The organism is Faecalibacterium sp. I4-1-79 (assembly GCF_023347235.1).
Classification (GTDB): Bacteria; Bacillota; Clostridia; order Oscillospirales; family Ruminococcaceae; genus Faecalibacterium; species Faecalibacterium tardum.
The window spans coordinates 988016-1005095 of record NZ_CP094467.1; the positions used below are offsets into that span (position 1 = coordinate 988016).

A 17080-nucleotide genomic window follows, 5' to 3' on the forward strand; every position below is an offset into this window, starting at 1 on the left:
CTTGGACCCTTCCGGTAAAAAAGAGGTTTCGAAAAGCCCGCAGGCTTTTCGAAACCTCAAAGTAAAAATAGAATTACCGCTGAAATAGCCAGAGCGAAGCGGAGGCTATTAAAATCGTGTGTTACCCTCTGGGGTGACCGGTATATGTCAGCGCTATGGTGTCGGGGCCGGTGTTAGCAGAGACCACGCCGCCCAGCTCAAACACGGCCAGCGGCGGCTTGCCAAAAGCCTTGCGGCAGGCCTTTTCCAGATCTGCGGCCTGCGGGATGTTGGTGTGGCCGATCATATACTCAAAGTCCTCCACATCCCCGGCACGCTTCTGGCACAGATCCACCATGGCGGGCACGACTTTTTCATCGCCGCGCACCTTGGCCTCTACCTTGGTCTTGCCGTCAATCAGGGTAATGATGGGACGGATGCCCATCAGCTCGCCCATGACGGCTGCGGCGGCGGAGATGCGGCCGCTCTTTTTCATCTGCCTCAGGCTGTAAGGCCCCAGCACGACCTCCATGCAGTTCATCTGCCGCTCAAACTCGTGGATGACATGGCGGATCTCTGCGCCGTTCTGCAGCTTGCGTGCCATCTCGCACAGATACCAGCCGAACACCATAGAGTAGGTGTGAGGGTCCAGCAGATGGATGTTCAGATGGTGCTCCGGGCGCTCCTCCCGCAGCATACCCTGCGCCATCAGGGCATTGTTGTAGGTGGAGGAGCCAGACTTGTTGATGGGCACATGGATGACATCCGTGTAGCCCTCGTCCACATACTGGCAGTACTTTTCACAGAACTGGATGGGCGTAATGGCGGCGGTAGAGGGCACACCCTTTGCCGCACGCATCTTGTCGTAGAACTCGGTGTTGGTGCAGTCCACACGCTCAACATAGTCCACATCATCCAGCAGGATGTGGAAGCTCATGATATCAATGCCGTACTTTTCGGCCATCTCCTGCGGGATATCGCAGGAGGAATCGGTCAGAATTGCAATCTTGCTCATAGTGTCCCTCATTTCCATTCATAATCTCGTAGGTGGCCGTGGTCCAGCAGCTCCGGAAAATCCCACTGCCGCAGCACCTCGTACACGCCCACCGCCACGCTGTTGGAAAGGTTCAGGCTGCGGCAGGTGTCCCGCATGGGCATGCGGATGCAGTGCTCCTGATTTTCCGCAAGCAGCGCCTCCGGCAGACCGGCATCCTCGCGGCCAAATACCAGATAAGCCCCGTCCGGGTACTGTACATCGGTGTAGCGTTGGGGTGCCTTGGTGGTAAAGTAGTAGTAGGGGCCGTTGTTGCGGGCAAAAAAGTCCGCAAGGCCATCGTAATAGGTAATGTCCAGATAGTGCCAGTAGTCCAGCCCGGCGTGTTTGAGCTTTTTGTCGTCAATGGCAAAGCCCATGGGGCCTACCAGATGCAGACGGCAGGCCGTGCAAGCACAGGTGCGCGCCACGTTGCCGGTGTTCTGGGGGATGCGGGGCTCTACCAGAACGATATTCAAAGTCGGTTTGTCCATCATAAGATGCCCTCCGGTTCCTCCCGCAGGGGGCACAGGCGGGGCAGCAGCGGCTCGAACCACACGCCGAAGCGGGTGTCCTGCGTGCAGGGCGTGCCCTGAATGGCCAGCGAAACAAACTCTGCGGCGTTATCGGCAGCAGCGCTCAGGGCGTTGCCCTGCAGCAGCGAGCCGATGAGCACAGCGCCGTACAGATCCCCCGTGCCGGGGAAGCTGCGGCTGATGTGCAGCTTTTTGATGACGAAGCGGTCTGCGCCGGTACCGGCACAGCCGATGTACTTACCCAGCGGCAATCCGGTGACCACCGCGTTGGGGGCCAGCGGCTGCAACGCATCTGCCAGAGCCTGCGCAGCGGCATCGTCCAGCTGCTCGGTGACGGGCTGCTGCTGCAAAAGCAGCTGCGCCTCGGTGTAGTTGGGTAAGATCAGGTCTGCCGCACGGCACAGGCTGCGGATGCGCTCGACCAGCGCCGGGGTGACGGTGGAGTAGGCCTTGCCGTTATCGCCCATCACAGGGTCCACCACCTTGTAGGCGGCAGGCCACAGGGCAAAGGCTTTTTCAGCCAGCGCTACCTGTGCTTCGCCGCCCAGATAGCCGGTATAGATACAATCAAATTGCAGCTCCAGTGCCTGATAGTGCTCCAGCGCGGCCATGCCGTAGGCACTGCCGTCCATCCGGGCGGGGGTGCCAAGGCCGCCGGTGTGGGTGGAAAGCACCACCGTGGGCAGTGCCACCGGCTGGAAGCCCATGACCGACAGTACAGGCAGGATCACCGCAAGGCTGCACCGGCCCACGCCGGACAAGTCGTGGATGCAAAGGATCTTTTTTGGTTCAACGGGTTTTTGCAAATAGGAAAACCTCCTTGCTGAAAAGCCGCACGCAGCGGCTTATAAAAAGCATCATGCAACAGTATACCACAAATTGCTGCATAAAAAAAGCGTATACCAGATTCTTTTACGGAAATAATAGCACTGCAAGCCCTGTCATGACAGACTGAAAGGAGAAATTCAGAATGAAACAGCGAGAAAATTCCGCCGCAGGCATGGTAGTGGGCATGGCCGCCGGTGCAGCCCTCGGGGCTGCCGGTGCCATGATGGCCACCCAGAGCAAGCGCCAGATGCGCCGCAATGTGCGTAAGGTGATGAAGGGTGCGGAAAATGCGGTGATGCAGCTGGATAAGATGGCCACCGACTTTGTGGAAAAGCACATCGACTGCTGAACAGCAAAAAGCGCCGTCCCGGGTGGAACGGCGCTTTTGATATTGTGCGTCTTATTTTGCCCAGATGCACATCCGGGCGGTGGTGTTGATCTCGCCCAGCAGGCTCAGATCCATCTGGATGTTGCAGGTCACGGTCAGCGACTTATTCACATCGCTGCCGGTCAGCACCGAGGCAGGCAGGTTCTTGATGGTCAGGATGCCGTTGCCCTTTTCAATCTCGCCGGTCAGGGTGCCGGTGTAGGTCACATCGCCGATGGTCAGGCCGGACAGGTAGCCGGTCACATTGAGCTTGGTCACCTGCTTGACGGGCAGCGTCAGGGTATAGGTGCCGTTGGACTGGCGGGTAAGGGAGGCCTCTCGGTCGGAATCAATGCCGGAGTTGGCCATGGATTCCTTATCGGACTTTTCCTTCCAGAATTTGACCCCCACGGGAGTGTTAGCGGCGGCAGAAGCACCCAAGGTGAGCACACAGAACATCAGCAGTGTCAGCAGGGCAGCGCCGGTACGTTTTAAGGCAGTAGTCATGTTTTATCCTTTCTGCCGCAATTGCGGCATGACGAAACAGAGTATATGATGCCCCATAAGGTACTGATTTGTCAATGCTAACATAACATGACCGGACGGCCTTGTCAATGCACCTTGGCAGTCTTTCACAAAAATGTTTCGAATTCAACACAAAATGTGGAAAGTATGATAAAAAGGACACTGCTGCACGCCTTGCGGTTCGTGCTGAAGGCTTCCCCCGGACGGGGGAAGCTGTCACCGCAGGGGACTGATGAGGGCGCTGCTGCTTGCCTGCACCCTCATCCGGCGCTGCGCGCCACCTTCCCCCGACTGGGGGAAGGCTTTTACTCCGGCAAACTTTCAGCCAAGAGCAAAAACGTCTACAATAAAAACTGCTGAGTGGAATCAAAAAAGGGGCTGCTGCGCAGTGCAGCAGCCCCCTTAGAGGGTCAGGTTACAGCGGCTCAGACCTCAAAGTTGGGGTCGTCCTTCAGCATGTGGATGTTGGACATAAAAGCGCTCTGCTCGGGGTCGGTGAACTCGGCATCTTTCACATACTTGTTCAGCACAGCTGCGGTGCGCACAGGATCGGCAATGGTACCGGCACCGCCGATGCAGCCGCCGGGGCAGCCCATGCCTTCCAGCAGGTAGCCGTTGTACTTGCCGGCCTTGGCCAGCATCAGCAGCTTCTTGCAGTCGGCCAGACCCTGTGCGGAGGCGATCTTCACCTCCATGTCGGGACGCCATTCCTTGATCTTGTCGGCAACGGCCTTGGCAACGCCGCCGGACTGTGCAAAGCCGCGGCCTGCAGCAGAAGCGTAGCACAGATCCATCTCGGCGGGATCCACTTCCAAACTGTCCAGATCCAGATCCTTTGCCTCGATGATACCGGCCAGCTCCTCAAAGGTCAGCACGAAGTCAACGTCAGAGCGGACGGTGCGGCGGGAGGCCTCCAGCTTCTTGGCGGCGCAGGGTCCGATGAAGCACATACGGGCCTCGGGGTCGGCCTGCTTCATCATGCGGGCGGTGAACACCATGGGGGTCATGGTCATGGAGATGTTTTTGGCAAGGCCGGGGAAAGCGGTCTTTGCCATCATGCTCCATGCCGGGCAGCAGGAGGTAGCCATAAAGTCCAGCTTCTCGGGCACTTCCTCAAGGAAGTCGTGTGCCTCGTCCACGGTGCACAGGTCGGCGCCGATGGCAACCTCCACCACGTCACAGAAGCCGATGGCCTTCAAGGCAGCCTTCAGCTTGCCGGTGGAAGCCAGAGAGGGGAACTGGTTGATAAAAGCGGGAGCGACCAGTGCATAGATGCGGTCGCCGCGGTTGAAGCCCTGAATGAGCTGATAGATCTGGCCCTTGTCGGCAATGGCACCGAAGGGGCAGTTCACCAGACACTGACCGCAGGATACGCACTTGCTGTAATCGATCTCGGCACGGCCCAGCTCGTCAGAGTGGATAGCGCCCATGCCGCAGGCAGCGGCGCAGGGGCGCTCGGTCTTGACGATGGCATTGTAGGGGCAGACAGTGACGCAGCGGCCGCACTTGATGCACTTATCCTGATCGATGGTGGAACGTCCGCTCTCCCAAGTGATGGCCTTCTTGGGGCACACTTCCATACAGGGGTGTGCAAGGCAGCCCTGACACAGGTCGGACACCTTGACCAGCTTTTCCGGGCAGCGGTTGCAGGCAAACTTGATCACGTTGACCAGCGGGGGATCATAGTACTTATCGGCGATGGAGGCGTCCTCCAGACCGGAGACCACGCTGTTGTGCTCGTCCATGCGGCGGGTGGGCAGACCCATAGCCAGACGCACGCGCTCCTCAACGATGGCACGCTCGAGGAAGATATCCTTGCGCAGTTTGCCCTCCTCACCGGGGATGATGGTATAGGGGATCTTGCGCATCAGGTGGTTGGCCTGCTCGCCCTTGACGTTGGCGTAAGCCATGCGGGCGACCTCGGTAAACACCTGACGGCGGATCTGGATGACCGTGGTATTGATTCCTCTGAAACTCATTCCAATCTCTCCTTGCTCAGAAACAGCCAAAAAACGGAGCCGCCTGCCCTGTGTGCAGAGCATAAAAACGGCGCTATACGGGCGCGGATGGTACCGTGCTGGTTGCTTACAGCACGCCGGACCCGATAAATCCATCTTCATTTTAACATAAAGACGTGCGTATGAAAAGGGCAAAACACAAAATTTGTTAAAAATTTATTGTATTCATTCGGATGCACAGAATGTATAAGTAAAATGAAAAATTTTCAGCAAAGTGCTGCACGCACCCGCTCGCCGTCGTAGCGGCCAAGTTTTACCCGCACGATCTGCCCGCTCTCGCAGCCTGGGGCAGAGACCACCACCGGGATGTACAGCCGGGTGTAGCCGGTAAACAGCGTGCCGGACAGGGGGGTCTCCAGCAGTACCTCGTCCTCGGTGCCCTCAAAGGCGGCCAGCGTCTCGCAGCGCACCTGTTCGGCTACGGCGTTCATGCGGCGGCTGCGCTCCTGCTTTTCCCGCTCGTGGATCTGATCCGGGAAATCATAAGCCGGGGTGCCGCTGCGGCGGGAGTAGGGGAACACATGCACTTTGAGGAAGCCGATCTTTTTCAGAAATTCGCAGCTTTCCTCAAAGTCGTCTGCTGTCTCGCCGGGGAAGCCGCAGATACAGTCGGTGGTAAAGCTGACCGGTCGGCTGCCGTAGGCGGCGCGGATCTGCTCCACCACCTGTGCATACTCCTGCGCGGTGTACACCCGGCGCATCCGGCGCAAGGTGGCGGTGCAGCCGCTCTGCAAACTCAGGTGGAACTGGGGGCAAAGCTTGTCCACCGCTGCCAAGCGGGAGATGAATTCCGGGGTGAGCATATCGGGGTCAAGGCTGCCCAGACGGATGCGCTCGATGCCCGGCACCTGTGCGCACTTTTCCACCAGCTCCACAAGGTTCGTGCCAGTGTCCAGCCCGTAGCTGGGCAGGGAGATGGCGCTGAGCACCACCTCGCGGTAGCCTGCAGCGGCCAGCTGGTGCAGCTCGGCCAGAATGCTCTCCTCGGCACGGCTGCGCACCGGCCCGCGGGCGCGGGGGATGACGCAGTAGGCGCACTGCCGGTTGCAGCCGTCCTCTACCTTGATAAAGGCGCGGGTGTGGGTCTCGAACCGCTCCACCGGCAGCTCCTCGAACTGCTCGCCGCGCTGGTGCGGGGCGATGGCCACAATGCGCTCGTGGCCGTCCAGCAGCTTTTGTACGTTCTCCAAGATGGCCTTGCGGTCGCCGTTGCCGCACACAAGGTCGGCTTCCATGAACTGTGCGGCCTCCTCCGGGAAGGCCTGCGGGTAGCAGCCGGTCAGCACCGTCACCGCACCCGGATTCTCGCGCTTTTTGCGGCGCAGCCACTTGCGGCTCTTCTGGTCGCCGAAGTTGGTCACGGTGCAGCTGTTCACAATGAACACGTCCGCTGCTTCGCCTTCCTGCGCAATGGTAAAGCCGTGGGCGCGGAACAGCTGTTCCAGCGCGCCGGTCTCGTTCAGGTTGACCTTGCAGCCCAAGGTATAAAAACAAACTCGCATGAGAGGGGTTCCTTTCCACAAAATGGGATAAAATAGGGTCTACTCTTCATTATATAACAAAACAACGGCAGCACGCAAGACCGGAATTGCACCGCCCGGCGGCAGCGGGTGGAAAAACGGCAGCAAAAAAGGGATGGACAAATGTCCATCCCCGGGAAAACCAGAATATCAGCCCTTGAGGGCAAGCAGCGCAATGGTAACCTTGCCATTTACGACGGTCAGGTTGTCGGTATAAGCCTTATCGATCTCAAGCTTAACTTGATTGTACGGCGGGTAGTTCAGCTTACTGTTGGCCAGCTCCAGTGCATCCTCTTCGGGAATCTTCGTCACGCCATTGGGGAACTTCTGCTTGCCGGAGCTGACGCTCTTGCCGTTAACCAATACTTCGTAATCGACCTCGACCATGGCAAGCTTGACGGCGATGATCAGGCTCTCCTTGCCGGTCTTTTCGTCTTTGATAAAGGTGAGGGAGTTCGGGTAGCTGCTGTCAACAGACACATCGGCGCCGCGGTAATCCTCGGGGCCGTACTTCTTGGCCAGATCCAGAGCCAGATTGATGTTGCCCTTTACAAAGTTGACTGCAATGCGAGGCAGAGTCTTGTGGAAAACCTCGTTATAGGTTTTGCCATCATCAACGCTGCCCATGATCACCAGCTCAATATTATCAAACCAGGAGCAGCCAGTCAGCATAGAAGCACCGGCGGTGGCAACCGCAGTAGCGCCAGCCAGCTTCAGGAAAGAACGGCGAGAAATCGTGCTCATAAAAATCCCTCCAAAATAAAATCAATACATCCAAAATGCAGAAGGTCTCTGCTACATACAGAATACCGCAGAATAAAGCGTTTTGCAACGGACGTGTTCACACTTTGTATATAAACACAGAATTCATGCGCCAAAACTGAACAAAATGCCTAGCGGCATACCGGCGCGGGCGGCGGCATACACTGCAAAAAGAGAGTTTGCGCGGGGAGGTATGAGGAATGGAACGGAGAAATCTGGCGCTGCTGTGCGCGGGGGTGGTCTGCTTCTGGTTGTTTGCACTGGCCTTTGGCACGGCGCAGGGCAAGGGACTGCGCATCCAACCGGCGGTGCAGGCGCAGGCGGAACCGGCAGTGCAGACCCTGACAGTCACCCCGCCGCAGCTTACCCTGCCCTGCCGCGCGGCGATGCTCATTGACCAGACCAGCGGCGCGGTGCTTTACGAGATGAATGCAGACCAGACTATGCCCATTGCCTCCATTACCAAGGTGATGACCCTGCTGCTCACCTTTGAGGCGGTGCACGCCGGGCGGCTGACTATGGACACCGCCGTGCCGGTCAGTGAGCACGCCTACCACATGGGTGGCAGTCAGATCTGGCTGGAGCCCGGGGAGCAGTTCACGCTGGACGAGATGCTCAAGGCCATCTGTGTGTCCTCGGCCAATGACGCAGCGGTGGCGGTGGCGGAGCTGGTGGGCGGCAGCGAGCCCGCCTTTGTGCAGCAGATGAACGCCCGCGCCGCAGAGCTGGGCATGGAACACACCACTTTCCGCAACGCCTGCGGGCTGGACACCGAGGGACATCTTTCCACCGCACGGGATGTTGCCATCATGAGCCGCACTATCCTGAACACCTGCCCGGAGGTGCTGCACTATACCGGCATCTGGACGGACACTTTGCGGGGCGGGCAGACCCAGCTGGTGAACACCAATAAGCTGCTGCGGCGTTACAACGGCATCACCGGGCTCAAGACCGGCACCACCGGCGGAGCGGGCGTGTGCATTACCGCCAGCGCCACCCGGGACGGGCTGAACCTCATCGCCGTGGTGCTGGGTGCACCTTCCAGTAAGGAACGGTTCGAAGCCGCCACCACCCTGCTGGACTACGGCTTTGCGGCTTACCGCGCCGCACCGGTGCCCCTGCCGCAGGAGCGTCCGCTGCAATTAAAAGTAAAGGGCAGCACGGAGGAGACTGTTCCGCTGGATTACGCTGCCCTGCCGCAGACCGCGTTGCTGCCCGCCGAAAGCGCCGGACAGCTGACCGTGCAACTGGAATTGCCCGACACGCTGGAAGCCCCGGTGACCCGGGGGCAGACGGTGGGCAAGGCACAGCTGCTGTGCGGCGAAGCCGTACAGGGGGAGTACCCGGTGTGCGCCGCCGCCGATGCGCCGTGCATGGATTTTGGCACCGCCTTGCGGCTGCTGTGGGACAGCCTGCGGGGAACAGCAGCCTGACCCTGCACCGAAAAAGGCGCTTCAGCGCACAAAAGTGCGCCGGACGCCCGGCGGGACTGTTGGATACCTGAACAAATCTGGATGAAGAAACAAAAAAACACTATTAAAATTGTATGAAATCTAAGGAATTTGACCTTGACTTTACCCGGAGGGAACGGTACACTTATACCAAGATATTTCCTCGCAGGGCAAAGGCCCGGCAGATCGTTTGGAGGTTTTAATAAAATGAGTGTCGCACTGAACACGAAACACCTCTCCAGCTTCATCAGCGAAGAGGAATATGCAGCCATCTACCCGCAGGTGGAAGCCGCCCACAAGCAACTGGAAGCCAAGAACGGCCCCGGCAGCGATTTTCTGGGCTGGATGACCCTGCCCCGGGATTACGACAAGGAAGAGTTCGCCCGCATCAAGGCAGCTGCTGCCAAGATCCGCGAGGACTCCGACGTTCTGGTCGTGGCCGGTATCGGCGGCAGCTATCTGGGCGCACGCGCTGTTGTGGAAGCCGTTAAGGGTATGTACCACAATGAGCTGGAGGATGGTCTGAAGATCTACTTCTGCGGCAACAGCATCAGCCCCACCTACCTGAACAATATCATCAGCCTGTGCAAGGGCAAGCGCTTCTCCATCAACGTCATCTCCAAGTCCGGCACCACCACCGAGACCTCTCTGGCCTTCCGTGTGCTGCGCGAGCTGCTGGAAAAGGAGATGGGCGTGGAGGAAGCCAACAAGCGCATCTACGCCACTACCGACCGTGCCAAGGGCACCCTGAAGCAGCTGGCTGACGCACAGGGCTGGCCTACCTTTGTAGTTCCCGATGACGTGGGCGGCCGCTACTCCGTGCTGAGCGCCGTGGGTCTGCTGCCCATCGCCGCTGCCGGCATCGACATCGACGCTTTGATGCAGGGCGCTGCCGACGCTATGGAGCGCTTCTCCGTACTGAGCCCCGACAATGACGCCTACAAGTACGCCGCTATCCGCAACATCCTGTACCGCAAGGGCAAGGCTGTGGAGATCCTGGAGTGCTACGAGCCGGACTTCACCCTGATGAACGAGTGGTACAAGCAGCTGTTCGGCGAGAGCGAGGGTAAGGACAACAAGGGTCTGTTCCCCGCAAGCTGCATCTTCTCTACCGACCTGCACTCCATGGGTCAGTTCATTCAGGAAGGTGCCCGCATCATGTTCGAGACCATCGTGGACGTGAAGAAGCCCGCACAGGATCTGTTCATCGACCCGCTGGAGGGCAATTTTGACGGCCTGAACTTCCTTGCAAACCAGAACATGAGCGTGGTCAACCGCAAGGCTATGGAAGGCACCATTCTGGCACACACCGACGGCGGCGTGCCCGAGGTGCTGATCGAGGTGGACGACCTGTCTGCCTATAATGTGGGCTACCTGATCTACTTCTTCTGGCGTGCCTGCGCCTGCAGCGGCTATCTGCTGAGCGTGAACCCCTTCAACCAGCCCGGTGTGGAAAGCTACAAGAAGAACATGTTCGCCCTGCTGGGCAAGCCCGGCTACGAGGGTTTGACCGCAGAGCTGGAAGCAAAGCTGAAGTAAAAGCTGAACGTAAAAAATGATCTCCCGCCGCAAGGCGTGGAAAATACAGGAGGACTGAACTATGATTAAACTGATTGTTGGTACCAAGGGCTCCGGCAAGACCAAGGCTATGATCGACCAGATCAACGACGCGGTCAAGACCTCCAAAGGCAACGTGGTCGTCGTGGAAAAGGGCATGAAGCTCACCTACGACATCGCTCCTGCAGCACGTCTGATCGATCTGGACGAGTACAAGATCTCTGGCGGCGAAATGCTGTACGGCTTTGTGGCCGGCCTGATGGCAAGCAACTACGACATCACCGACCTGTACATTGACGGCATCCTGAAGGTGCTGGATCACGATATCAACCGTCTGGGCGTTGTACTGGACGAGATGGCAGCCATTGCCGGCGACAGCGTCAAGGTCACCGTGACCGTCAGCGCAGACGAGGCCGCACTGCCCCATGATGTGAAGAAGTACCTGTAATTTGATAAAAGAACAGGGCTAAAGGCTTTTCCAACAGGCAGAAGACCGGAGAAAAATAAATTTTTTCGGTTTTCTGCCTGTTTTGGTGTTGACAAAGGGTTGCTTTGGCGCTATACTAACAAAGCAGCCTTTTCAGAGGTGTACTATGCAATTTGACCTGAGAAAGTTTATCACGACCGGCGTAAAACCGTACCATGCAGAGTTTCAGTGTGATTTATCTGCGTACGATTATGCCGGTGCAAGGATCCCGCAGCCGGTCACAGCCGTCTTTGATGCGCAGACCGATGGCGACGAGGTCCAGATAACGTTGCGGGCAAAGGCATCGGTGCACGGAGAGTGCGCCCGCTGTCTGGACCCGGTCATCCGGGAAGAGACAGTCGATACGGAGTGGATCGTCAAGGAGCGGGATCTGGATGACCCGGATTTCGATCTTCCGCTGGATGAAAAAGGGCGTTTGGATGTAGACGAATGGCTTAATCAGGAGTTTATGTTCCAGATCCCTACGGTGCTGCTTTGCAGCCCCGACTGCACAGGGCTTTGCCCGCAGTGCGGTAAGAAAAAAGCGGAATGCACCTGCCCACCGGCAGAGCAGACCGATGCCCCCGTAGACACTAGGCTCGCGATCCTTAAATCACTGCTGAACAGATAAACCCATCAAGGAGGTGCAAAAATATGGCAGTACCTAAGAGACATCTTTCCAAGGCCCGCCGCGACAAGCGTCGCAGCAATGTTTGGAAGCTGGAGGCCCCCGCACTGGTGAAGTGCAGCAACTGCGGCTCTCTGAAGCTCCCCCACCAGGCATGTGGCAACTGCGGTTACTACAAGGGCGAGGAAGTCATCAAGAAGGCCTAATTTGCGCGTAATTGGTGGCATAATGGTGTTATGTACAGAAGGGGAGGGCGCAAAGCCTTCCCCTTCTTGTGCTTTAAAGGAGGTGGATGCAGATGGCGATTCGGATCGAGCAGGTGGATGCCGGCAGCGAGGCCGAGGCTCTTGGCCTTGCCCCCGGTGACGAGCTGCTGAGCGTGGACGACAACGAGCTGAACGACACGCTGGATTACGATTTTTATACCGACAGCAGCAGCTTCCACCTGAAAGCCCGGGTAGCGGACGGCATCCGGGAGTGGGAGGTGCAGCGGCCGCAGCGCGGCCCCTTTGGCTGCGGGTTCAAGACCTATCTGGGCGATGCAAAGCATTCCTGCTCCAACCACTGTATGTTCTGCTTCATCGACCAGCTGCCCCCGGGTATGCGCGAGAGCCTGTATTTCAAGGATGATGACGAGCGGCTGAGCTTTTTGTTCGGCAACTACATCACCATGACCAATATGCAGGATCACGAGATCGACCGCATCATCAAGATGCACATCTCGCCGATCAACATCTCGGTGCACACCACCAACCCCCAACTGCGGGTGCGCATGCTGGCCAATAAGCGCGGCGGCGAGGTGCTCAAGTACCTGCCCCGTCTGGTGGAGGGCGGCATTGCCGTCAACTGCCAGCTGGTGCTCTGCCGCGGCGTGAACGACGGCAACGAGCTGCGCCGCACCCTTGCCGACCTGCTGGAGCTGACCCCCATGGTGCAAAGCATTGCAGCCGTGCCCTGCGGCATTACGGATTACCGCAAAAATCTGTACCCGCAGGTGCCCTACGATGCAAAGACCAGTGCCGAGGTCATCGACATTATGGAAGAGTTTGGCGATGAATGCAAGCGCCGCCACGGCAAGCGCATCATCTACCCCAGCGATGAATGGTACCTCAAGGCAGGCCGCCCCATCCCTGCGGCGGCGTTCTACGAGGACTACGACCAGCTGGAAAACGGCGTGGGCATGATGCGCCTGTTCGAGGAAGAGTTTCTGGCAGAGCTGGACAAGCCCCACCGGATCTACGGCACCAAGGAACTGGACGTGGTCACCGGCACCATGGCAGCGCCCCTCATCACCCGCATGATGGAGGAGCTGCACCGGCAGTACCCCATGATCACTGTGCACGTCCACACCATCCAGAACCGCTTTTTCGGCGGCAATGTGGGTGTGACCGGCCTGATTACCGCCACCGATATCATCGCTCAGTGCGATGGCAGGCTTGCCACCAAAACGCTGGGCATCCCGGCTGTGATGCTGCGGGAGGAAAAGGATACCTTCCTTGACGATATCACGGTGGAGCAGCTGGGAGAGCGGCTGGGCGTAAAGGTGGAGGTGCTGCCCACGGCAGGCGGGGACGAAGCCCGCGCCTTGCTGCGCAGCGGCCTGCACATTGCCCGCAGAAGAAAGAGCGGCAGCTGATAGCGCCATTTTTGTTGTATTTTACCCCTTTTAAGAAAGGAGGAGACCCCATGAGCAAACCGATCGTAGCAGTGGTGGGACGCCCCAACGTGGGCAAATCCACCCTGTTCAATAAGCTGTGCGGCCAGCGCCTTGCCATTGTGGAGGATACCCCGGGCATTACCCGCGACCGCATTTTCGCCAACTGCGAGTGGAACGGCCACGAGTTTTTGCTGGTGGATACCGGCGGCATTGAGCCAAAGGCTACCGAGGGCATTCTGGCCCACATGCGTGAGCAGGCGCAGATCGCCATTGACACCGCCGACTGCATCATCATGGTCACGGACGTGCGCAACGGCCTGACCGCAGCGGACGAGGATGTGGCGCACATGCTGCGCCGCAGCCACAAGCCCATCATTCTGGCTGTGAACAAGTGCGACAAGGTGGGCGAGGCTCCCATGGAGCTGTACGAGTTCTACAACCTCGGCTTTGACGAGGTGATGCCCATTTCTTCCGTGCACGGTCACGGCACGGGTGATCTGCTGGATGCCGTGTGCGCCCATCTGGACTTCAGCGAGACCGTGGTGGAGGAGGATCGCATCCCCGTTGCCATCATCGGCCGTCCCAACGTGGGCAAGTCCAGCCTGACCAACCGCATTCTGGGCGAGAACCGCATGATCGTGGCTAATGAAGCCGGCACCACCCGTGATGCCATCGACACCCCGGTGGACAACGCCTACGGCAAGTTCATCTTTACCGATACCGCCGGTCTGCGCAAGCGCAGCAACATCAGCGATGGTCTGGAGCGCTACATGGTGGTGCGTGCACTGGCCGCTGTGGAGCGCAGCCGCGTGGCGCTGATCCTTGTGGATGCCACCGTCGGCTTTACCGAGCAGGACAGCAAGGTGGCAGGCTACGCCCACGAGCAGGGCAAGGCCTGCATTATTGTGGTGAACAAGTGGGATGCCGTGGAAGGCAAGGAGACCAACACCATGGAGCTGCAGCGCCGCGGCTATGCCGAGTGTTTCAGCTTTATGGGCTACGCACCCATCATCTTCATCTCTGCCCAGACCGGCTACAATGTGAACAAGCTGATGCAGCTGATCCGGGATGTGGATGCCGAGAACGGCGCCCGCGTGCCCACCGGCGTTTTGAACGAGATGCTGGCCCGCGCTACCGCCCGGATGCAGCCCCCCAGCGACAAGGGCCGCCGCCTGAAGATCTACTACCTGACGCAGGCCTCCACCCGTCCCCCTACGTTCGTGGCCTTCGTCAACGCAAAGCACCTGTTCCACTTCAGCTATCAGCGGTATCTCATTAACCAGATCCGCGAAAACTTTGGTCTGGAGCATACGCCCATCCGTCTGGTCGTGCGGGAGCGCGGCTCCGGCGAAGTGGGTGCCAAGGACGTATAACACGTCAGGGAGGCTCAGATGATGAAATCTGTTCTCATCGCGGTGGTGTCCGCTGTGCAGGCGTATCTGCTGGGCAGCATCGACACCGGTATCCTCGTCAGCAAGTTTTTGTACCACGATGACGTGCGCAAGTACGGCAGCGGCGCTGCAGGCATGACCAATATGCTGCGCACCTTCGGTAAAAAGGCAGCGGCACTTACCGCCTTTGGTGATGTGCTCAAGGGCGTGCTGGCGGTGTGCATCGGTCGTTGGCTGTTCACCCAGATGCCGGAAAGCACCACGCTCTCGCCGTATCTGGCGGTGTACCTTGCCGCCATCTTTGCCATTATCGGCCATTTGAAGCCCCTGTATTTCGGTTTCAAGGGCGGCAAGGGTGTGCTGGTGGCGGGCGGCACCATTCTGGCCATCCAGCCGGTGCTGATCCCCTTTCTGGCGGTCATCTTTCTGGCCTGCCTGCTGCCCACCGGCATGGTATCGCTGGGCAGCGTGACCATGGCAGCACTCTACCCGGTGCTCACCATCCTGTACGGTGTGTTCCGGGGCTACTCTGCCGCCGACCTTACCGTGTGCACCATCGGCTCGGTGATCATGGGTGCGATGGTCATTTACATGCACCGCTCCAACATCCAGCGCATCCGCGAGGGCAAGGAGTACCGCTTTGGCCGTCACGGCAAAAAACAGGACAAATAACACAAAACAACAAACCACCCTGCAACAGCCTTTTACCGGCTGCTGCGGGGTGGTTTTTGTATATGCTTATTCCTTTGTCTCGGTCTCTTCCTCAGGCTTTGCTTCGGAATGCCGCCGACGGAACCAGTCGGCGGGGATGCCGCTCTGGGCGGGGGTAAGATCCGGCGCAGGATGACCGTCCGGCAGGTGCGCGCCAAAGGCCGGGACAAAGAAGAACTTGCGCACGATGAAGATCAGCGCGATGGCGCCCACGCTGAGCAGGTTCTCCACGGCGGAATCGTGTCCCACCACCAGATGGCGGGCAATGGCGTAAAGCAGCACCTCAAGGCTGCTGCCGGGGCTGTGCTTGGCCAGCATCTTGATGAACTCAATGCCGATCACAATGTCCAAGCTGCGCTCCAGAAAGGTGCGGATCTCTGCCTCGTTGCCATCGAACAGCAGGCCGGGCATCCAGCGGATCAGAGGCACAACGCTGAGCAGCAGACCAATCAGCACCAGCCCGGATAACAGCACTTCCAGTAGACTGGAAGCCTGAATAATGCGGTTGCGCAGGGAGGTACGCCAGTGGCTTTCTACCGGGTGAGAGGGATGTTCCATAGTAAGACCTTCCTTTCGGCATTCTGCTAAACAGGATTCGACAAACTTCTGGTTAGATTGTAGCAGAATGCGGGCGGGCTGTCAATTCATGGAAAAATCAATTCTCCTTGGCGGCAGACTGTGCCGGAACGTACCCGGCCTTCTGGATGCAGGCGATGCCGTCAGCGGTGTCCAGCCAGTCGTACAGGCGGCGCTCCGGGCTGTCGGCGGCGGTATCCGGGTGGATGACGGCGTAAAAATCGTTGCACAGGGGGTAGCTGCCATCGGCAAGGGTGTCGTTGCTGGGGGTCACGCCGTCCACCGCCAGCAGCCGCAGCCCGGGCTTGGAATACATCTGGTCGATGTAGTAATACACGGAAAAGCCGATGGCGTTGGCGCTGTTGTTGTAATCGGCAATGCTGTCCACCAGCTCACCCATGGCAGCAGGTGCCAGCTCAGAGGGCGGGGTCATCAGTTCGCCGCCCTGAATGAGCAGTTTTTTGAACAGGGTCTGACTGCCAGAGTCCTCGCCGCGCTGGAAGGCAACGATGGCCTGATCTTTGCCGCCCACATCCTTCCAGTTGGTGATCTTTCCGGCATAGATGTCCCGCAGTTGCTGCCGGGTAAGCGCCTGCACGGGGTTGTCCTCGTTGACGATGAACACCAGCGCGTCCACCCCGATGGGTTTCTGTTCCAGCTGCACATTGGCCTTTTGCAGCTCTTCCTTTACATAGTCCGGCGCTTCGTATACCACCAGCATCCGGGTGGTGGTGTCGTACAGGCCAAAGTTCTCCCATGCGTAGGCGGTGGTGCTCACCGTAATGCTGCTGCGGGCTTCCTCCAGGTCCATGCCAGTGGTATCGGCCAGCATCTGCGCCATCAGCGGGATGCAGGCGGTGCTGCCGTCCAGCGGGGGAAACTCCTCCACGGTCAAAAACGGCTCTGCCTGCTGCACAGCCGAGGATGCCGCAGAGGATGCGGGCTGTTCTACCACAGAGGAAGCGGTGCTGCCGGAGGGCGCATCCGTGCCCTTGCAGGCGGTCAGCACCCCGGCAGCGGAGCAGGCAGCCAGCCCCAGCAGAAAGCTGCGGCGGGAAATTTTAGTGTTTTTCAT

The 17080-nt window shown here is 58.8% G+C and carries 19 protein-coding genes; 10 read left to right on the forward strand and 9 right to left on the reverse strand.

Going from position 1 to position 17080, the window contains the following annotated elements:
• Nucleotides 1-121 precede the first annotated feature (121 nt).
• The 3 genes from MTP36_RS04880 to MTP36_RS04890 are packed head-to-tail and all read right to left on the reverse strand — an operon-like array spanning nt 122 to nt 2354.
• Complete coding sequence (locus MTP36_RS04880) at nt 122-1012, reverse strand: DegV family protein (protein ID WP_330220871.1); 891 nt, start codon at nt 1010-1012, stop codon at nt 122-124.
• The gene (locus MTP36_RS04885) at nt 1003-1509 is read right to left on the reverse strand and encodes a tRNA (cytidine(34)-2'-O)-methyltransferase (protein ID WP_015536909.1); all 507 of its coding nucleotides are present in this window, start codon (nt 1507-1509) and stop codon (nt 1003-1005) included. Before MTP36_RS04885 ends, MTP36_RS04880 begins: the two co-directional genes overlap by 10 nt.
• On the reverse strand, nt 1506-2354 hold the full coding sequence (locus tag MTP36_RS04890) for a bifunctional hydroxymethylpyrimidine kinase/phosphomethylpyrimidine kinase (protein WP_249253875.1): 849 nt from the start codon (nt 2352-2354) through the stop codon (nt 1506-1508). The genes MTP36_RS04885 and MTP36_RS04890 overlap by 4 nt, the downstream gene beginning before the upstream one ends.
• 164 nt (nt 2355-2518) lie before the next feature.
• On the opposite strand from MTP36_RS04890, the gene MTP36_RS04895 reads away from it, so the two are divergent.
• Nucleotides 2519-2725 carry a hypothetical protein gene (locus MTP36_RS04895; RefSeq protein WP_097779496.1) on the forward strand — a complete coding sequence of 69 codons (207 nt, stop codon included), beginning with the start codon at nt 2519-2521 and terminating at the stop codon, nt 2723-2725.
• A 51-nt stretch (nt 2726-2776) separates the two neighbouring features.
• On the opposite strand, the gene MTP36_RS04900 is transcribed toward MTP36_RS04895, so the two are convergent.
• Nucleotides 2777-3250: a pilin gene (locus MTP36_RS04900; RefSeq protein ID WP_097779497.1), complete on the reverse strand. Its 474-nt coding sequence runs from the start codon at nt 3248-3250 to the stop codon at nt 2777-2779.
• Between the two features lie 165 nt (nt 3251-3415).
• On the opposite strand from MTP36_RS04900, the gene MTP36_RS04905 reads away from it, so the two are divergent.
• Complete coding sequence (locus tag MTP36_RS04905) at nt 3416-3628, forward strand: hypothetical protein (RefSeq protein ID WP_249253877.1); 213 nt, start codon at nt 3416-3418, stop codon at nt 3626-3628.
• A 65-nt stretch (nt 3629-3693) separates the two neighbouring features.
• Here the strand turns inward: MTP36_RS04905 and MTP36_RS04910 are convergent, their stop codons facing one another.
• The 3 genes from MTP36_RS04910 to MTP36_RS04920 form a co-directional block, all read right to left on the reverse strand.
• Nucleotides 3694-5247 (reverse strand): 4Fe-4S dicluster domain-containing protein, encoded by a 1554-nt coding sequence (locus MTP36_RS04910; RefSeq protein ID WP_097779498.1) that lies wholly within the window; start codon nt 5245-5247, stop codon nt 3694-3696.
• A 245-nt stretch (nt 5248-5492) separates the two neighbouring features.
• On the reverse strand, nt 5493-6788 hold the full coding sequence (gene mtaB, locus MTP36_RS04915; protein WP_249253879.1) for a tRNA (N(6)-L-threonylcarbamoyladenosine(37)-C(2))-methylthiotransferase MtaB: 1296 nt from the start codon (nt 6786-6788) through the stop codon (nt 5493-5495).
• A 168-nt stretch (nt 6789-6956) separates the two neighbouring features.
• Nucleotides 6957-7550 (reverse strand): twin-arginine translocation signal domain-containing protein, encoded by a 594-nt coding sequence (locus MTP36_RS04920; protein WP_249253881.1) that lies wholly within the window; start codon nt 7548-7550, stop codon nt 6957-6959.
• Between the two features lie 218 nt (nt 7551-7768).
• On the opposite strand from MTP36_RS04920, the gene MTP36_RS04925 reads away from it, so the two are divergent.
• The 8 genes from MTP36_RS04925 (at nt 7769) to plsY (ending at nt 15390) form a co-directional block, all read left to right on the forward strand.
• The gene (locus MTP36_RS04925) at nt 7769-9001 is read left to right on the forward strand and encodes a D-alanyl-D-alanine carboxypeptidase family protein (protein WP_249253883.1); all 1233 of its coding nucleotides are present in this window, start codon (nt 7769-7771) and stop codon (nt 8999-9001) included.
• A gap of 225 nt (nt 9002-9226) precedes the next feature.
• Complete coding sequence (locus tag MTP36_RS04930) at nt 9227-10558, forward strand: glucose-6-phosphate isomerase (protein WP_005920256.1); 1332 nt, start codon at nt 9227-9229, stop codon at nt 10556-10558.
• A gap of 61 nt (nt 10559-10619) precedes the next feature.
• Nucleotides 10620-11024 (forward strand): hypothetical protein, encoded by a 405-nt coding sequence (locus tag MTP36_RS04935; protein ID WP_005944262.1) that lies wholly within the window; start codon nt 10620-10622, stop codon nt 11022-11024.
• A 145-nt stretch (nt 11025-11169) separates the two neighbouring features.
• Nucleotides 11170-11673 (forward strand): YceD family protein, encoded by a 504-nt coding sequence (locus MTP36_RS04940; protein ID WP_249253885.1) that lies wholly within the window; start codon nt 11170-11172, stop codon nt 11671-11673.
• 23 nt (nt 11674-11696) lie between these two features.
• Entirely contained in the window at nt 11697-11876 is a 180-nt protein-coding gene (rpmF, locus tag MTP36_RS04945; RefSeq protein WP_005920250.1) for a 50S ribosomal protein L32, read from the forward strand.
• A 92-nt stretch (nt 11877-11968) separates the two neighbouring features.
• Entirely contained in the window at nt 11969-13306 is a 1338-nt protein-coding gene (locus tag MTP36_RS04950; protein ID WP_249253887.1) for a DUF512 domain-containing protein, read from the forward strand.
• A gap of 50 nt (nt 13307-13356) precedes the next feature.
• The gene (gene der, locus MTP36_RS04955; RefSeq protein ID WP_005920245.1) at nt 13357-14700 is read left to right on the forward strand and encodes a ribosome biogenesis GTPase Der; all 1344 of its coding nucleotides are present in this window, start codon (nt 13357-13359) and stop codon (nt 14698-14700) included.
• A gap of 18 nt (nt 14701-14718) precedes the next feature.
• Complete coding sequence (gene plsY, locus MTP36_RS04960; RefSeq protein ID WP_249253889.1) at nt 14719-15390, forward strand: glycerol-3-phosphate 1-O-acyltransferase PlsY; 672 nt, start codon at nt 14719-14721, stop codon at nt 15388-15390.
• Nucleotides 15391-15456: 66 nt separating this feature from the next.
• On the opposite strand, the gene MTP36_RS04965 is transcribed toward plsY, so the two are convergent.
• Nucleotides 15457-15987 (reverse strand): hypothetical protein, encoded by a 531-nt coding sequence (locus MTP36_RS04965; protein ID WP_005920240.1) that lies wholly within the window; start codon nt 15985-15987, stop codon nt 15457-15459.
• Nucleotides 15988-16084: 97 nt separating this feature from the next.
• Nucleotides 16085-17080: a substrate-binding domain-containing protein gene (locus tag MTP36_RS04970; protein ID WP_249253891.1), complete on the reverse strand. Its 996-nt coding sequence runs from the start codon at nt 17078-17080 to the stop codon at nt 16085-16087.

Excerpts from the sequence above, each read along its gene's own strand:
- MTP36_RS04880 (WP_330220871.1), bottom strand. The coding sequence starts at position 1,012 with ATGGAAATGAGGGACACTATGAGCAAGATTGCAATTCTGACCGATTCC.
- MTP36_RS04885 (WP_015536909.1), bottom strand. The coding sequence starts at position 1,509 with ATGATGGACAAACCGACTTTGAATATCGTTCTGGTAGAGCCCCGCATC.
- MTP36_RS04895 (WP_097779496.1), top strand. The coding sequence starts at position 2,519 with ATGAAACAGCGAGAAAATTCCGCCGCAGGCATGGTAGTGGGCATGGCC.
- MTP36_RS04900 (WP_097779497.1), bottom strand. The coding sequence starts at position 3,250 with ATGACTACTGCCTTAAAACGTACCGGCGCTGCCCTGCTGACACTGCTG.
- MTP36_RS04905 (WP_249253877.1), top strand. The coding sequence starts at position 3,416 with ATGATAAAAAGGACACTGCTGCACGCCTTGCGGTTCGTGCTGAAGGCT.
- MTP36_RS04910 (WP_097779498.1), bottom strand. The coding sequence starts at position 5,247 with ATGAGTTTCAGAGGAATCAATACCACGGTCATCCAGATCCGCCGTCAG.
- mtaB (WP_249253879.1), bottom strand. The coding sequence starts at position 6,788 with ATGCGAGTTTGTTTTTATACCTTGGGCTGCAAGGTCAACCTGAACGAG.
- MTP36_RS04920 (WP_249253881.1), bottom strand. The coding sequence starts at position 7,550 with ATGAGCACGATTTCTCGCCGTTCTTTCCTGAAGCTGGCTGGCGCTACT.
- MTP36_RS04925 (WP_249253883.1), top strand. The coding sequence starts at position 7,769 with ATGGAACGGAGAAATCTGGCGCTGCTGTGCGCGGGGGTGGTCTGCTTC.
- MTP36_RS04930 (WP_005920256.1), top strand. The coding sequence starts at position 9,227 with ATGAGTGTCGCACTGAACACGAAACACCTCTCCAGCTTCATCAGCGAA.
- MTP36_RS04935 (WP_005944262.1), top strand. The coding sequence starts at position 10,620 with ATGATTAAACTGATTGTTGGTACCAAGGGCTCCGGCAAGACCAAGGCT.
- MTP36_RS04940 (WP_249253885.1), top strand. The coding sequence starts at position 11,170 with ATGCAATTTGACCTGAGAAAGTTTATCACGACCGGCGTAAAACCGTAC.
- rpmF (WP_005920250.1), top strand. The coding sequence starts at position 11,697 with ATGGCAGTACCTAAGAGACATCTTTCCAAGGCCCGCCGCGACAAGCGT.
- MTP36_RS04950 (WP_249253887.1), top strand. The coding sequence starts at position 11,969 with ATGGCGATTCGGATCGAGCAGGTGGATGCCGGCAGCGAGGCCGAGGCT.
- der (WP_005920245.1), top strand. The coding sequence starts at position 13,357 with ATGAGCAAACCGATCGTAGCAGTGGTGGGACGCCCCAACGTGGGCAAA.
- plsY (WP_249253889.1), top strand. The coding sequence starts at position 14,719 with ATGATGAAATCTGTTCTCATCGCGGTGGTGTCCGCTGTGCAGGCGTAT.
- MTP36_RS04965 (WP_005920240.1), bottom strand. The coding sequence starts at position 15,987 with ATGGAACATCCCTCTCACCCGGTAGAAAGCCACTGGCGTACCTCCCTG.
- MTP36_RS04970 (WP_249253891.1), bottom strand. The coding sequence starts at position 17,080 with ATGAAAAACACTAAAATTTCCCGCCGCAGCTTTCTGCTGGGGCTGGCT.